This is a genomic window from Marinomonas vulgaris (assembly GCF_018145875.1).
GTDB classification, from domain to species: Bacteria; Pseudomonadota; Gammaproteobacteria; order Pseudomonadales; family Marinomonadaceae; genus Marinomonas; species Marinomonas vulgaris.
In genome coordinates this window covers 17,816-34,142 of record NZ_JAGSSV010000009.1, presented here as the reverse complement: position 1 = coordinate 34,142, position 16,327 = coordinate 17,816, and the positions used below count along the sequence as shown (strand labels likewise).

The following is a 16,327-nucleotide window of genomic DNA, read 5'->3' as shown; positions in this document are numbered from 1 at the left end:
TCCGAGTTCTGAACGAATAGAAGAAGGGTACTTTATGTTGTCACTTATCGTTGCTATGTCCACCAATCGAACCATTGGTATCAATAACGCTTTACCTTGGCATTTGCCAAACGATTTAAAATATTTCAAACAAGCGACCATGGGCAAGCCGATCGTTATGGGGCGCAAAACGTTTGAGTCGATTGGTCGACCCTTGCCAGGTCGTCGCAATATTGTGATTACTCGAGACGAAAACTATCAGGCGGAAGGCGTTGATGTGGTAACGTCTCTTGATGCCGCGATTTCATTAGGCGAAGACATCTGTTTGATCAATGGGCACGATGAAGTCATGGTGATTGGCGGCGCGCAAATTTACCAATTGGCGTTAGAAAAAGCCGACCGTTTGTACATTACTCATGTGGATGCTGAGGTAGCCGGTGATGCGTTTTTCCCTGAAGTGGATTGGCCGTCGTTTACTTTGATTGGCGAAGAAGCTTTCGCTGCAGAAGGGCATAACCCATACGACTATCGATTTTCGGTGTACCAAAGAACCAGTGCTGAGTAATAGATAACGAAAGTCAAAAAAGGCGCTGCACCATCATGGGCAGCGCCTTTTTACGTAGTTAATTCACAACGATTTGTTTACAGGTCGCTTGACCATTCTCAACCGCTTGATTGGCACTGAGTGCTAACTCGTCGATGGTTTCACCGTCTTCTGGGAAGGCCGCGATACCAATACAGAAATCCGTAGGTTCGGAGTTGCCGACCAACAAGGTGGCCGTCTCTTCTTCTGATGGATTTATCATGTGCTGCAGTAAATTTTTTGCATCGCGCACGCTGGTGTTGGGCAGTAACAGCAGTAATTTATCGGCTTCAACTCGGGCGAGCACGTCGGCTTCACGTATTTGTTTATAAATATACCGAGCCGAGGTTTGAATCGCGATATTGCGCGCTTCCATGGGCAAATGGCTCAGTCTGTCGTTCGCATCGAGGTGAATTTTTGCCATGGTCAGCGGTGTGTATTGGCGCTTTGCTAAACCAAGTTGCTTTTTGAAGTGGGTCAGTGCCGCGCCGCGAGTGAGCAAGCCCGTGAGTTCATCGAAGGTGGCTTGATTGCGCAAATGTTCTTCGAGGGCTTTTTGGTGACTGATATCAACGACAAACCCAATGACTTTTTTGATGCTGCCATCGACGCCTTTTGAGTAGCTTCTGCCGCGTTCCTTTACCCACAAATAATGCTGATTACCGGTTAAGATGCGGTATTCTACTTCGTAGTAATTTTGATTCAGAGCAACGTGTTCATTCACGACATTGGCAAGCTTTTTTACATCGTCTGGATGCACCAAGGCATGCCACTCTGTGGTGGAGCGAGGCGTTTGCTCTAGGCTGCAATGCAATAAAGTCGCGATGGATTTGGAGCAAGAGACCAAGTCCGTGTCGGTTTCCCATACCCAAAGCCCTGCTGATGATTCGGTTAAGGCGAATTTGAGCAAGGTGTTGTCGGCAGCGGATAAATCCATGTTGTCCGTGTTGTAAGCGCACGCCAATACCGTTTCCCCTAAATGCTGGAAATCCAACTGCATGGAAACTAACTTATCACCGATGCGAATGAGCGTGTCGCAGCGTTCTATGTTGCCACACTGTATTTTACTATTAAGCATGTGCCAGTATTCGGCGTGATTCGCGTCTTCACACAGTGTTTCCCAGGTGTTGGGTAAGCTGGCGTCTAATTTATCAAATAGGGCTTTGAAATTGCGATTAAAAGACACCAACCGCCCTGTGTTGCTGTCGATAATAAACGCAGGGGTGGGCATGTATTTAAACGCCAATTCGAACGGGGTACTCATGGACAGGCTCCTTGTTTGTCGTCCTTGATTATTCTGGGGTAATCCAAGTGACTTGGTAGCCCGCCTCGTTGTCTTCTGCTAAGAGTCGACTTAATACCGGTAAAAACGTCTCGGCTTCTTTGGCGAGTGTCCAAGGTGGGTTGACGATAATCATACCGCTTCCTGCCATGCCGCGCTCTTGTTCCGTGTCTCTAATGCACAATTCCAACAATAAAATATTGCGAATTTTAGTGGCCTTGACGCTTTTGAGTAAATCGTTGGCCTGTTGACGGTTTAACACTGGATACCAGATAGCGTAAGTGCCTTGAGGAAAGCGTTTGTGGCCATCCTCCAATGCTTGCACCACGTATTGATAGTCTTTTTTGACTTCGTATGGTGGGTCCATTAACACGAAACCGCGTTTTTGTGGTGGTGGCAGCATGGCTTTCACCGCAGCGAAGCCGTCGTCTTTGACCACATTGGCTTTACGTTTATTCGGAAACAGCGCCGCCAATGTTGGGTAATCGTTCGGGTGCAATTCGCACAGGTGCAATTTGTCTTTTTGGCGCACGTAATAATCGACAATTTTAGGACTGCCCGGATACATGGTGAGCGCGTCTGTCGGGTTCATTTCACGAACGATGTCGAGCAATTGTTCTATAGGCTCGGGAAGACTATCTTCTTCGAGTAAACGGGCAATGCCCGATTGAAATTCTTTGTTTTTCTGCGCTTGCTCAGAGTTCAGCGAATATTGACCAATGCCGGCGTGGGTATCCAAATAAAAAAAAGGCGTGTCTTTTTTGACAAAATGACGACATATTTGACTGACCGTCAAATGTTTTAAAATATCAGCGTGGTTGCCTGCATGATAAATATGGCGATAGCTGAGCATGGTGTGTCCTGTGTTAAAAGTCTAAAAATGACTAAAAAAGGCCGCGTCGCCGATGGGGCAAAGCGGCCTTTTTCGTGAGAGTTTAGTGATTAATCGATTTTGCTGATATCACGTACTGCACCTTTGTCAGCGCTGGTGGCAAAGTGAGCGTACACTTTCAGCGCTGGCGATACCTTGCGTGGACGTTCTTCAGCCGGTTTCCACGCTGCCGCGCCTTTGGCGTTCATCGCATCGCGGCGAACTTGCAGTTCTTCATCGCTCAACAATACATTGATGGTGCGGTTTGGAATATCGATACGAATAATGTCGCCGTTTTCTACTAGGCCAATGGCACCGCCGGCGCCCGCTTCAGGAGACACGTGACCGATGGATAATCCGGATGTGCCGCCGGAGAAACGTCCGTCGGTCAGCAGGGCGCAAGCTTTGCCTAAGCCTTTTGATTTAATGTAAGACGTTGGGTAAAGCATTTCCTGCATACCTGGGCCGCCTTTTGGTCCTTCATAACGAACAATGACCACTTCGCCTGCTTTTACTTTGTCGTCAAGAATGTTTTTAACGGCTTCGTCTTGGGATTCAGTAATGTGCGCTGGGCCTTCAAAGACTAGGCAAGACTCATCCACACCGGCACTTTTTACGACACAACCGTCTAGGGCGATGTTGCCGTAAAGCACGGCCAAACCACCTTCAAGAGAGAAGGCATTTTCGATCGAACGGAAACAACCGTCTTTGCGGTCGCCGTCTAAAGAAGGCCAGCGAGTGGATTGACTGAAAGCCGTTTGCGTTGGGATACCTGCAGGACCCGCTTTGTAAAACTCGATAATTTCAGGCGTAGGCGAACGCATGATGTCCCAAGTTTCTAGAGCTTCGGACATGGTATTGGAGTGAACTGTATGACATTGGTTATGCAATAAACCAGCGCGGTCTAATTCGCCTAACAAGCCAAAGATACCACCGGCACGGTGCACATCTTCTACGTGGTATTTAGGGGAATTGGGAGCCACTTTACACAGCTGAGGCACACGACGAGACAATCTGTCGATGTCTTCCATAGTGAAATCGACATTGGCTTCTTTGGCGATAGCAAGCAAATGCAAAATTGTATTGGTTGAGCCGCCCATGGCGATATCGAGAGTCATGGCGTTTTCAAACGCGTCGAAACTGGCAATTGAACGCGGCGCCCAATTGGCTTCGTCGTTTTCGTAGAAGCGTTTGGTGATGTCAACAATGCGACGACCTGCTTCAAGGAACAGTTGGCGACGATCGGAATGCGTTGCCAAGGTTGTACCGTTGCCTGGCAAGCTCAAGCCCAATGCTTCAGTAAGACAGTTCATGGAGTTGGCGGTGAACATGCCAGAGCAAGAGCCGCAAGTTGGGCACGCAGAGCGCTCGTAAGCGGCGACTTTTTCGTCGGATGCCGTCGGATCGGCGGCGATGACCATGGCATCTACTAAGTCTAGTTTGTTTTCAGACAGCTTGGTTTTACCGGCTTCCATTGGGCCACCTGAAACAAAAATCACTGGAATGTTAAGGCGCATGGCGGCCATAAGCATTCCAGGTGTGATTTTGTCGCAGTTGGAAATACATACCAAGGCATCGGCGCAATGGGCGTTGACCATGTATTCTACAGAATCGGCGATGAGGTCTCGTGATGGAAGGCTGTAAAGCATGCCGTCATGACCCATGGCGATACCGTCATCCACAGCGATGGTATTGAATTCTTTGGCAACACCACCAGCTTTCTCGATTTCACGCGCAACCAGCTGCCCCATGTCCTTTAGGTGAACGTGACCTGGTACAAATTGCGTGAAAGAGTTGGCGATGGCGATAATTGGTTTTTGAAAGTCATCGTCTTGCATACCAGTTGCACGCCACAGCGCTCGGGCTCCGGCCATATTACGGCCTGAAGTGCTTGTCTTAGAACGGTATATTGGCATTATTTTCCCCACAGATTTTCGGCTTTGTTTTTGCTTTATCTAACAGCTCATGTTACCAAGATTATTGCCAGCACCCAATGGCAATTTTTAGACAATATTGAGACACTAGATCATTATAGACTGAATTTTTTGCGTTACTTACCACACCCACTTTTTTGGAACCGTTACATTATGGTCGACACTGCACAATCCGCTTACTCAAACGTTGCCGTTGCGAGACAACCTATCGTCGACAGTCGCTTGGTGGTGATGGGTTACGAGTTGCTCTATCGCCAAAATGCGGTGTCTGTTCAAGCGGATGTAATGGACGAGGTGAGCGCCACAGCGCAGGTAATGTCGGCCAGCTTATTGGAAATGGGCATGGAGCATCTTGTTGGTACCAACAAGGCCTTTATTAACTTCCCCCGCGCTTATTTACTTAGTCCAACCGGTTTACCAATCAACAAAGACAATATGGTCATCGAGGTGCAAAGCAACGCTGGATTCGATGCGATTTTATTGTCGGCCCTGCGTCGTTGGGTGAAAGAAGGATGTGTGATTGCCTTGGACGATTTTACCTTTCATGGCAAGCTGACACCTTTTATTGAACTGGCGGAGTACATCAAACTAGACATTCGAGCTTTGGGGCAAGAGGGTTTTCATCAACAGATGGAATCCTTGAGAGGGTTCGATGTAAAGGTCATCGCCGGAAAAGTAGAAACCTGGGAAGATTATCAATTTTGCCGCCTGTTAGGGGTAAATTATTTTCAAGGTTATTTCTTTGAAAAGCCAGAAGTGATGTTCAGCAAGGCAGCCAAGGTCAACAGCATGACGTTGTTACAGCTCATGTCGTCTTTATTAAATACCTCGACCTTGAGCATCGACGAGCTGGAAAACATTGTTAGCCAAGACGCGGGGCTCGTACACAAGCTGCTGCGTTACTTAAATTCTCCGATTACTGGATTAGTGGCGTCGGTGGATTCGGTGCGTTTGGCGATCATGCTGATTGGTGTTGAGCATTTAAAAGCGATTACGAACTTATTGCTGATGTCTGAAATGGTCGGAGATAAGCACGTATTGCTAGAACAAATTATGGTGCGCGCTAAACACGCTGAATTGTTTGCCGCTGCCCGCGAGTACAATAACCAAGATAAGTATTTCTTAGCGGGTATGCTGTCCATGATGGATGTGTGCACTGGCATGAAGTTAGACGAAGTTTTGGGCCAGCTGCCATTACCAAGTGAGTTTATTAATGCCATTGTGCACCGCTCGGGAAGGGTGGGTCACGCTCTGGACTTGGTTGAACATTATGGCAATGGGCACCATATCAAACACCCTCAAGATTTAGCGGATCTCAAAGCGACTTATTTGCAAGCGGTTAAATGGGCCGACAATTTTCTGGTTGCCATGTAGTCTTTTTCTGACACGGCTGTAGGCGTTTCCCGTGTGTTTTGTGGTTGAAATGGATGTTTGCTTGTGTTTTCGATATAAATAATTGATTTGTATATAAAAAGTATATTTTTTGCTTGTTTTAGCCATACTTGCGTCATTCTTTAAATCCAGTATATTCCTTTCCATCAGACGTACTTCAGGACGAAGAGCACATGAGGTGCAGAATACGATGCCAGTGACGGTATTAAGGATTGAACAAGGTGGTTCAAGAACAAGGGAAGGTTTTAAGGATAAAGGTGGCGCAACGGAAAGCGGCATCAGTTAGGACAGTTTGATCGTTTCATGAAGAAACAAACAAGGGTGTTTTTACTTAGCGGAAGAGTCGCTTAACAGGATGTGAGCAGAAAGTAGGGTGGCCATGAGCTGCCCTTTTTTTCGTCTTTTTTCTAGGGTAACGATAAACTCTAACGCCGCTTCAGGCGAAAAATACATCAGCACAAAAAAAGCGACACCGTTATCTTGGGTCGCTTTCATGTTTAGCCTAAGACACTTAATTTGCGTGTGAAATTAACGCTCTAAATGTTCGAGCTTATCTTCAACACCATCCCATTGCGCTGCATCTGGCAAGGCGTCTTTTTTCTCTGCGATGTTTGGCCAAATCATGGATAAATCACGATTTAGTTCCACAAAGACTTCTTGATCTTCTGGTAGCTCATCTTCAGAGAAGATGGCATTAGCAGGACATTCTGGTTCACACAAAGCGCAATCAATGCACTCATCAGGGTTGATGGCCAAAAAGTTAGGGCCTTCATAGAAGCAGTCAACAGGACATACTTCAACGCAGTCGGTGTATTTGCAGCGAATGCAGTTATCGGTAACGATGAAAGCCATTCGACTTCTCCTTACAAGCTATAAAAATGAATACCTGCTATTTTAGAGGTATTACCTATTTGGCGGCAAGTCACAATCGCCAATTCTCTACATTTATCTGGTATTAGCTTATATCCAGTGCCCCAAAATAGCGATGCAACACTCAAGACAAATGCGATTTGAGTTGATAAAGCGCGGTGATGGCTTCCATCGGCGTCATATTATCTAAATCGAGCTGTGCTAACGCATCTTTTAGGGCGCTGTCTTCAGCCTGTACAAACATATCGACCTGTTGCGGCTGGTAAGTGTTTGCCGCTTCTTTTACGGATCGACCTTTTGACGCTTTTGCTGGTTTCTTCTCTTGGATCGGCGCAGATTCGCCGGTTGGTTCAACACCGGTAATGACTTCCAGTTCTTTCAGTTTCTGTTTTGCGTGGCCAATCACGTCACGAGGCACACCGGCAAGTTGCGCCACTTGCAAACCGTAAGATTGGCTCGCAGGGCCTTCGTGCACCTTATGTAAAAAGACAATTTCATCATCGTATTCAGTGGCGGTTAAATGTACGTTGGCGGCATTGTCGAGCTGCTCGGCGAGTGTCGTCAGTTCAAAATAATGGGTCGCGAACAGCACATAGCACTTGAGATGATTTGCCAAATAATCCACCGCGGCCCACGCTAAAGATAAACCATCGAAGGTGCTGGTGCCTCGGCCGACTTCGTCCATCAGCACCAAGCTGTGCTTAGTGGCATTGTTTAAAATATTTGCCGTCTCAGTCATTTCCACCATAAAGGTAGAGCGGCCCCCGGCTAAGTCATCAGACGAGCCCATGCGAGTGAAAATACGATCTACCACTGAGATAGACGCGGACTTTGCGGGCACAAAGCAACCTGTGTGTGCCAGCAAGGTAATCAAGGCAATTTGACGCATATAAGTGGATTTACCGCCCATATTGGGGCCGGTAATCATCAATAAGGAGCGCTGGTCGTTGAGTTCTAAATCGTTTGGGACGAAAGGGTCAGAAATCACGGCTTCAACCACAGGGTGGCGGCCTTCGATAATTTTTACGCCGCCACGGGTATGCAATTCAGGACAGCAAAAATTCAACGCCAAGGAGCGCTCAGCAAAGGTGTTTAGCACATCTAATTGCGCGAAAGCTTGGCTGGTGGTTTGCAGCTCCCCGAGAATCTCGTTGAGCTGATCGAGCAGTGCTTCGTACAGCTCTTTTTCGCGGGCGAGGGATTTGGATTTCGCGCTGAGGGCTTTATCTTCAAAGGCTTTAAGTTCTGGTGTGATAAAGCGCTCGGCGTTCTTTAGAGTTTGACGGCGAATGTATTCCACTGGCGCTTGATCTGAATGTAAGCGGCTGATTTCAATGTAATAACCGTGTACTCGGTTGAAGCCCACTTTTAACGAGCTGATGCCAGTGCGCTCTTTTTCGCTGCGCTCCATTTCGGCCAAAAAGTCGGTTGCGTTGGTCGACAGCGCCAATAGCTCGTCTAGTTCGTCATCGTAGCCTTTGGCAAAAATACCGCCGTCACGCACCACAGACGGTGGATTTTCTACCAGCGCCAGCGCCAGCGTCGCAGTGGTATCGGGTTGCGCCAAGATGCGTTGGTTTAATTCCTGTAAACGAGACGTCTGGGTTTGCTCGAGCAGGGCGTTGATCTCTGGCGCGGCTTCCAGCGCAAAACGCAGACGCAATAAATCTCGTGGGCGAGCAGAACGTAGGGCGATGCGCGATAAAATACGCTCTAAATCCCCGACTTTTTTCAGTGCGCTTTCAAACGACGAATAGCTATGTGATGTTTGCAATTCACTAACCACGTACTGGCGTGCTTGAATTTCATCCAGATCGCGAATCGGCGTATGTAGCCAGCGCTTTAATAAGCGGCTGCCCATCGGCGTGGCACAGTTGTCTAATACTTCAATCAGCGTGTTGCTGGTGCCGCCAGTGAGGTTAATATCGATTTCTAAATTGCGTCGCGTAGCGCCATCTATTAATACCGAATCGTCTTTGTGTTCAACCGTGATGGATTGAATGTGCGGCAAGGCAGAGCGTTGAGTGTCTTTCGCATATTGCAGTAAGGCCCCGGCAGAGGAAATGGCTGCGGTGAGGGCTTCGCAACCAAAGCCGGATAAGTCTTTGGTGTTGAACTGTTGGATCAACTGGCGATAACTGGATTCATAGTCAAAATGCCATGGGCCTAATTCAGAAACGCCTTTTTCCAGTTTGACAGCCTGACGGGCAGGAAAGTCTTCAGAGATCAAAATCTCTCTCGGGGACAAACGCTGCAGTTCGCTGGCGAGGGCATCGTGACCATCGACTTCAAACAAACAAAAGCGGCCACTGGCCATGTCCAAATACGAAAAGCCGAATACATCCAACCCTTTTCTCGTTTGATGAGCTAAAGACAACAAGAGGTTTTCTCGTTTCTCTTCTAAAAACGCCTCATCGCTGATGGTGCCTGGAGTCACAATGCGGGCAATTTGTCGCTCAACTGGGCCCTTGCTGGTGGCAGGGTCGCCGGTTTGCTCGGCGACCACAACGGATTCGCCCATGCGCACCAAGCGAGCGATGTAGTTTTCCGCCGCATGAAAAGGGATGCCAGCCATGGGAATGGGTAAACCACCGGAATGGCCTCGGGCGGTTAAAGTGATGTCGAGCAATTGTGAGGCGCGTTTGGCGTCGTCGTAAAACAATTCGTAAAAATCACCCATGCGATAAAATAACAATTGATTAGGGTGCGCGGATTTAAGGCCAAAATATTGGCGCATCATCGGCGTGTGATTATCTACGGGTGTTTTACTCATGTGGAAAAGCTCGATTGTGATCTAAAAAATAGGGGGGTATTCTACGGGATATTTTCCTAGGATTTAAGGGATAAGTACAATGAATCAAATGCAAAAAATGACGCAAATCGCCGAACAAGTGGGTGAGCAATTACAGGCAAAAGGCCTGATGCTGGTGACGGCAGAATCTTGTACTGGCGGCTTAATCGGCGCCGTATGTACCGAGGTGTCAGGCAGTTCGTCTTGGTTTTTTGGTGGCGTGATCAGCTATGCCAACCAGGCAAAAATACAAGGTTTGTCGGTTAGGCTTGAAACCTTAGAAGCGTTTGGTGCGGTGTCTGAGCAAACCGTAACCGAAATGTGCGCAGGGGCGTTGGCGCTGGGAGGCGACATTGCCGTGGCGGTTAGTGGCGTAGCAGGTCCCAATGGCGGTTCGGTGGAAAAGCCCGTGGGGTGCGTCTACATTGGTTGGCAACAACGCGGTTGTGATGCCAAAACCATGCGTTTTCAGTTTTTAGGTGATCGACAATCGGTCAGAGAGGCCACTGTGTTAGCAGCGTTAAATGGCGTTCAAAAAATGCTCAAATCAAACGAAAAATAATACTGTTTTTATATACAGTATTTCTTGAGATTAACCTAAAACTCCGCTAGAGTTACCAACAACGAAAATTAGTCACAAGGATTCCAATATGTCATCTATCGCAGACAACAAGAAAAAGGCGCTCGACGCAGCGCTGTCCCAAATTGAGCGTCAATTCGGTAAAGGTGCCATCATGAAGATGGGCGAAGGCGCTAAGCTAGACATCGATACCGTATCGACCGGTTCATTGGGTTTGGATATTGCGCTAGGGGCTGGTGGTCTTCCTTATGGTCGTATTTGTGAAATCTACGGACCAGAATCTTCCGGTAAAACCACGCTGACGTTGAGTGTGATTGCCGAGGCACAAAAGCAAGGTAAAACCTGTGCGTTTATCGATGCGGAGCATGCGCTTGATCCTTCTTATGCAGAAAAATTAGGCGTTAACATTGAAGACTTGTTGATTTCACAACCAGACACAGGTGAGCAAGCGCTAGAAATCGTTGACATGTTGGTGCGTTCAAACAGTGTAGACGTGGTGATTGTCGATTCCGTTGCCGCCTTGGTTCCTAAGTCTGAAATTGAAGGCGAAATGGGTAGTTCTTCTGTTGGTGTACAGGCGCGTTTGTTGTCGCAAGCCATGCGTAAGCTTACCGGCTCAATTAAAAGCGCTAACTGTTTGGTTATCTTTATTAACCAAATTCGTATGAAAATTGGTGTCATGTTTGGCAGTCCAGAAACCACCACAGGTGGTAACGCGCTGAAATTTTACTCTTCTGTTCGTTTGGATATCCGTCGTATTGGTTCAGTGAAACAAGGTGACGAAGTCATTGGTAATGAAACCCGAGTAAAAGTGGTGAAAAACAAGATTGCACCACCGTTTAAGCAAACTGAATTCCAGATTATGTACGGTGCGGGTATTTACCGTATGGGTGAAATCATCGACTTGGGTGTCAAGCAAGGCTTCGTTGATAAAGCCGGTGCCTGGTATGCTTACAACGGCAGTAAAATTGGTCAAGGTAAGGCCAATGCGGCTCAGTATTTAGCGGATAACCCTGATATTGCGACAGAAATCGAAGCAAAAGTGCGTGAAGCCTTACTGCCTAAAAAAGGCAAAGCAGAAGACAAAGACGACACAGCGGCGAAAGCTGAAGCTGGCGGCAAAGCTGAGTCGAGCACGAAAAAAGCGAAAAACGCAGAAGTAGAAGACGATGCGGATGCATTAGACTTCTAAGTTCATTCTGTCATCTTCCCTTTATTCCAATAGCAGGCCTAGAGCCTGCTTTTTTGTACATAACATTCCCTGCATTTATTTTCTCAATACCGTGCTCGCCTCGGAGTAGGCTGAATATCTCCCCCAGTATTTGTTATCATGCGATTTATTTTTCAGAGTACCCATGATGTACGACGCTTCTCTATGGCAACCCAGTGCCGATCTGTCTGTTTTACAAAAGCGAGCCACGCTGTTTGCTGCGATACGCCGTTTTTTTGATGAAAGAAGCGTGATGGAGGTGGATACTCAATGCTTGTCTTTGGCCAGCATTACCGATCCGCATATTGAAGTGCTGACCAGTCAAATCCGTTCCCAAGGGCAAGATGTAACCTATTACCTGCAAACGTCGCCAGAATTCGCTATGAAGCGTTTACTTTGTGCCGGCGCAGGTTCTATTTATCAATTGGGTAAGGTGTTTCGAGCGGAAGAAATAGGGCGTCGTCACAGTATTGAATTCACTATGCTGGAATGGTATCGGGTTGGTTTAGATCACTGGCAATTAATGGACGAGATTCAAGCCTTGTTGGCTTATGTCTTAGACGACGCTCGTTTGTCTTGTGAGCGCTTAAGTTATCAGCTGGCTTTTTTACGCCATACTGGTTTAGACCCATTTAGCGCGACCTTATTACAACTACAGCAAACGGCTCATGATCACACAGAATATGGCTTGCAAGAAGAAGATCGCGATACGCTATTAGAGCTATTATTTGCCAGCGTGGTGGAACCGGCTATTGGTCGCTATACCCCCTGTTTTATTCACAGTTATCCGGCGTCTCAAGCGGCGTTGGCGAAAGTTCACAGTGACGAGCAAGGTCATAAAGTCGCCGCACGGTTTGAATTGTATTGGCAAGGCATGGAATTGGCCAATGGCTACCATGAACTAACCGATGCGAAAGAGCAGGCGCAGAGGTTTGAGCAAGACAAGGTGGCTCGACAGAGCATGAAATTAGCCGATCGACAGTTTGATGAGCGCTTAATTAAAGCATTAGAACAAGGCTTACCAGACTGCGCAGGTGTGGCATTAGGAGTGGATCGCTTGTTGATGCTGCTGTGCCAAAAAAACCACATCTCAGAGGTGTTACCCTTTGCCCATGGTCGTGCTTAAATAACGACAGAACATACAATAATAAAGGTCGAATAGGCAATGAAAGCAAACCACGAAGCGTATCGTTGGAACAGTGTGCGAACTTCGGCACAACATCACCCTATTTGGCTGTATGCAATCGCTTTCATCGTTATTGTACTGTCTATCTGGAAAGGGGGCGAAGCGTTAAAGTATCAGCAAATCAAGACCTTACGCATCGACTCCTTCGAGCAGCTCAATCAACTGGCCAATGTATTAGAAAGTGCCATTGCCAAGTATCAACATATGCCGACCCTGTTGGCGTCGAATGATCGTGTTAAAACGGCCTTGCGAGAAGGCACCGAGGCAGGCATTCAGCAGCTTAACCGAGAGCTGGAACAAATCAACCGCATTACGGAAGCGTCGGACAGTTACATTCTTAACACCGATGGGCTGACCATCGCGGCGTCGAATTATCGGGAGAAAACGAGCTTTGTGGGGCGTAACTTTGCCTTTCGTCCCTATTTTCAAGATGCGATTGAAGGACGCCCCGGGCGCTATTATGCCTTGGGCACCATGTCGAATCGTCGCGGCTATTATTTTTCTTATCCTGTTTATGACAGGGACACCATCATTGGTATCGCTGTGGTGAAGGTGGATCTCACTCAGTTTGAAAAGCGCTTTGCCAACCAAAGCTACGAATTTTTATTGCTTGACCCAGACGGTATTGTGTTTAGCAGTTCAAAGCCTAACTGGTTGTATCGTGTATTGGGTGAGTTGTCGTACGATGAATTGCAACGCATTGCCGATTCCCAGCGCTATTTAGGCAAGTACATCGAGAAGCTGGCCATTGTCTACCAAACCCCTTTCGACGAGAAAACGCAAATTGTCGATGTGCTGGAAAACACCGCCAACAGTGGTACGGCAAAGTTAGAACGCGTGTCCTTTTTACGCATGAGTCGACCCATTCATCTATTGGGTTTTCAAATTTCCATACTGGCGCCGTTAAAAACCATTAACGAAGACATTTCGTTGTGGCGAACCATTTTTACCGGTGGTGCTATGATCACCGCCCTGTTATTTGGGTTGGCCGCTTTACGCCAACGTATGTTGCGCGAGCGATCCGATGCCAATGAGATGACTCGCCACAATCAGGCTTACATACGTGAAGTGATCCAGAATACCCAAGCCGGTTTAGTGACTCTGGACGAGCATCATAAAATAGAGTCTTTTAACCCCGCGGTTGAAAAACTCGTCGGCAAGCCGCTGGCGCCCTTGGTTGGTCAGCCGCTGCATCGACTATTTCAAGCCGATGAGGCGGTATTACCGACGCCGTCGATTCAGCAAGAATTAGTCGATGCCACCCTTGATTTAGGCATCAAGGTGCAAACCAAAGAAGGGCATTTGTGTTACTCAGATCAAATGTCGGTGCCGGTGGAAATGGCCATGTGTGAAATGCAGTTGCCGAAGCGCTTGAGTTATTTGGTGACCTTCCACGATATGACCGAGCGCAAACGTTATGAACAAGACATTACTCAGGCTCGGATTGAGTTAGAAGAACGAGTAAGAGAACGTACCTTTGAGTTGGAAGAAGCCAACACGCGTTTGCGCCATGAAATCGAAGAACACAAAGGCACCCAAAGAGAGCTGATTCAAACCGCAAAATTGGCCGTGTTGGGGCAACTAACAGCTGGATTAAATCACGAATTAAATCAGCCACTGACCGCCATTCGAGCGTTTGCCGGCAATGGTTTGAAGTTCTTAGATCGTGGTCAATACGAGCAAGCCCATGCGAACTTACAGCACATCAGCCAGTTAGGTCACCACATGGGGGACATCATCGCGCGATTTAAAGTCTTTGCCCGTAAAGGCGACGTGCAACAAGGGCCGATCGCCGTGCAAACAGCCATCGTGGGGGCGTTGAAAATTATGAATCCCCGCTTTAAAGAAGTGGGTATTGAGCTAGTGGTAAAAGAAGACCAAGGTTTTATTGTCAAAGGCGATATGGTGTTTTTGGAGCAAGTGTTGGTAAATTTATTGGCCAACGCCGCCGACGCCATTTTAGAAGCCTCCGATAAGTCTGGTCAGGTGTCGATTGAGCAAGGTTTAGTGGACGATAATATTATTATTAGTGTTGAAGACTCGGGCAATGGTCTGAGCGAAGAAGCGATTAAACACTTATTCGAACCCTTCTTTACCTCCAAATCGTCAGGGCTTGGACTTGGCTTGGGCTTATCCATCAGTCAACGTATTGTGGAGGCCATGGGAGGCCGCATTTATGCAGAAAATGCCTCGTCGGGTGGTGCTAAGTTTTGCGTTTGCTTGCCCCGTTTTGATCATCAAGCCCTATCATCCAACGCGCCTCATAAGGAAATCTAATGTCAGACAGTAAACAAGTCATACTTATCGACGATGAACAAGCGGTTCGCATGGCCATTTCTCAAACTCTGCAGCTCGAAGATTTTGATGTAGTGGAGTTTGCCTCGGCGCAAGGCGTGATGGAAAAACTCTCTCTGGATTGGTCTGGCGTCATCGTGAGTGACATCAATTTACCCGGTAAAAGCGGCTTAGAGTTGTTTGAAGAGGTGAAGAAAATCGACGCCGAGATCCCTTTTATTCTGATCACCGGACACGGTGACATCAGTATGGCGGTTAGTGCGATTCGTGATGGCGCTTACGACTTTATTGAAAAACCCTTTTCCAATGAAGACTTTTTAGAAGTAGTGCGACGTGCATCGGAAAAGCGCCAGCTGACCTTAGAAAACCGCCATCTACGCCTAGAATTGGCGGCACAAAATGCACCAGGTCCACGCATTATCGGCAATACACCAGGCATCCATCGTTTGCGTCAAGCTTTGTTGCATGTGGCGGATACGGGGGCCGACATCTTGATCCAGGGGGAAACTGGTACCGGAAAAGAGCTGGTGGCGCGCTATATTCACGAACACAGTTCACGCCGCGGCCGTGCGTTTGTGGCAATTAATTGCGGCGCTGTGCCTGACTCAATTATGGAGTCGGAACTGTTTGGCCATGAAAAAGGCGCGTTTACCGACGCGAAAACTCAACGCATTGGTAAGTTGGAACACGCTAATGGCGGCACTCTGTTTCTCGATGAAATTGAAAGCATGCCCATGTCGATGCAGATTCGTTTATTGCGGGTGCTCGAAGAACGTCGTTTGGAACGCTTGGGCTCAAATACCGCCATCGACCTAGATTTGCGTATTTTGGCCGCCACCAAGGTGGATTTAAAGCAGTTGAGCGAGGGCGGCACTTTTCGGGAAGATTTGTATTATCGACTCAATGTGGTTCGAGTGGACATTCCACCGCTTCGGGAGCGCAAAGACGATATTTCTTTGTTGTGGCAGCATTTTTGTCTAATAGCCATTGCTCAGTACAAGCGCGAATCGGAAGCCTTGTCAGCGGCGCGCATGCACAGTTTGTTAAGCTACGATTGGCCGGGTAATGTACGCGAATTGCGTAATTTGGCCGAGCGTTATGTATTGATGGGTGAGGCGGGCTCGTTTGAGTTTGACCAGATCATTATCAACGAAAATAACCCAGGTGTGATGACTTTGCCGGAGCAGCTGGAACGCTTTGAAAAAACCCTGTTAGAACAAGAACTCATGCGTCAAAAAGGTTCAATCAAAGACACCATGGATGCCCTTGGTCTACCGCGCAAAACCCTATATGACAAGATGCGAAAATACGGTTTAGACAAAGACATTTATAAGCAATAACCTTCTATTCAACA

Annotated in this window: 13 protein-coding genes; 7 read left to right on the top strand and 6 right to left on the bottom strand. The window is 47.6% G+C overall.

Going from position 1 to position 16,327, the window contains the following annotated elements; genetic code table 11:
• Nucleotides 1-34: 34 nt before the first annotated feature.
• A complete protein-coding gene (gene folA / locus J9B83_RS08995) occupies nt 35-544 on the top strand; it encodes a type 3 dihydrofolate reductase (RefSeq protein WP_211536429.1) in 510 nt (169 codons plus the stop codon).
• A 58-nt stretch (nt 545-602) separates the two neighbouring features.
• On the opposite strand, the gene J9B83_RS08990 is transcribed toward folA, so the two are convergent.
• The 3 genes from J9B83_RS08990 to ilvD all read right to left on the bottom strand — a co-directional run bounded on the left by J9B83_RS08990 (nt 603) and on the right by ilvD (nt 4,631).
• Entirely contained in the window at nt 603-1,826 is a 1,224-nt protein-coding gene (locus J9B83_RS08990) for a sensor domain-containing diguanylate cyclase (RefSeq protein WP_211536428.1), read from the bottom strand.
• Between the two features lie 28 nt (nt 1,827-1,854).
• Nucleotides 1,855-2,697: a 23S rRNA (adenine(2030)-N(6))-methyltransferase RlmJ gene (locus J9B83_RS08985; RefSeq protein ID WP_211536427.1), complete on the bottom strand. Its 843-nt coding sequence runs from the start codon at nt 2,695-2,697 to the stop codon at nt 1,855-1,857.
• A gap of 89 nt (nt 2,698-2,786) precedes the next feature.
• Nucleotides 2,787-4,631 (bottom strand): dihydroxy-acid dehydratase, encoded by a 1,845-nt coding sequence (ilvD, locus tag J9B83_RS08980; RefSeq protein ID WP_211536426.1) that lies wholly within the window; start codon nt 4,629-4,631, stop codon nt 2,787-2,789.
• A 171-nt stretch (nt 4,632-4,802) separates the two neighbouring features.
• Here ilvD and J9B83_RS08975 point away from each other — a divergent pair, with 171 nt between their 5' ends.
• A complete protein-coding gene (locus J9B83_RS08975) occupies nt 4,803-6,023 on the top strand; it encodes an EAL and HDOD domain-containing protein (RefSeq protein ID WP_211536425.1) in 1,221 nt (406 codons plus the stop codon).
• A 345-nt stretch (nt 6,024-6,368) separates the two neighbouring features.
• Here J9B83_RS08975 and J9B83_RS08970 read toward each other — a convergent pair whose 3' ends face one another.
• From J9B83_RS08970 to mutS, 3 genes are all read right to left on the bottom strand, one after another.
• Nucleotides 6,369-6,536 carry a hypothetical protein gene (locus J9B83_RS08970; protein ID WP_211536424.1) on the bottom strand — a complete coding sequence of 56 codons (168 nt, stop codon included), beginning with the start codon at nt 6,534-6,536 and terminating at the stop codon, nt 6,369-6,371.
• A 33-nt stretch (nt 6,537-6,569) separates the two neighbouring features.
• Nucleotides 6,570-6,893: a ferredoxin FdxA gene (fdxA, locus tag J9B83_RS08965; protein WP_148833847.1), complete on the bottom strand. Its 324-nt coding sequence runs from the start codon at nt 6,891-6,893 to the stop codon at nt 6,570-6,572.
• A gap of 142 nt (nt 6,894-7,035) precedes the next feature.
• The gene (gene mutS, locus J9B83_RS08960) at nt 7,036-9,684 is read right to left on the bottom strand and encodes a DNA mismatch repair protein MutS (RefSeq protein WP_211536423.1); all 2,649 of its coding nucleotides are present in this window, start codon (nt 9,682-9,684) and stop codon (nt 7,036-7,038) included.
• Nucleotides 9,685-9,763: 79 nt separating this feature from the next.
• On the opposite strand from mutS, the gene J9B83_RS08955 reads away from it, so the two are divergent.
• The 5 genes from J9B83_RS08955 to J9B83_RS08935 all read left to right on the top strand — a co-directional run bounded on the left by J9B83_RS08955 (nt 9,764) and on the right by J9B83_RS08935 (nt 16,313).
• Complete coding sequence (locus J9B83_RS08955) at nt 9,764-10,264, top strand: CinA family protein (protein WP_211536422.1); 501 nt, start codon at nt 9,764-9,766, stop codon at nt 10,262-10,264.
• An 88-nt stretch (nt 10,265-10,352) separates the two neighbouring features.
• On the top strand, nt 10,353-11,474 hold the full coding sequence (gene recA, locus J9B83_RS08950; RefSeq protein WP_236037222.1) for a recombinase RecA: 1,122 nt from the start codon (nt 10,353-10,355) through the stop codon (nt 11,472-11,474).
• Between the two features lie 163 nt (nt 11,475-11,637).
• On the top strand, nt 11,638-12,618 hold the full coding sequence (gene epmA / locus J9B83_RS08945; RefSeq protein ID WP_328797727.1) for an EF-P lysine aminoacylase EpmA: 981 nt from the start codon (nt 11,638-11,640) through the stop codon (nt 12,616-12,618).
• Nucleotides 12,619-12,657: 39 nt separating this feature from the next.
• Nucleotides 12,658-14,955, top strand: coding sequence for an ATP-binding protein (locus J9B83_RS08940; RefSeq protein WP_211536421.1), 2,298 nt, complete (start codon nt 12,658-12,660; stop codon nt 14,953-14,955).
• Complete coding sequence (locus J9B83_RS08935) at nt 14,955-16,313, top strand: sigma-54-dependent transcriptional regulator (RefSeq protein ID WP_211536420.1); 1,359 nt, start codon at nt 14,955-14,957, stop codon at nt 16,311-16,313. Before J9B83_RS08940 ends, J9B83_RS08935 begins: the two co-directional genes overlap by 1 nt.
• The last annotated feature ends 14 nt before the right edge of the window (nt 16,314-16,327 follow it).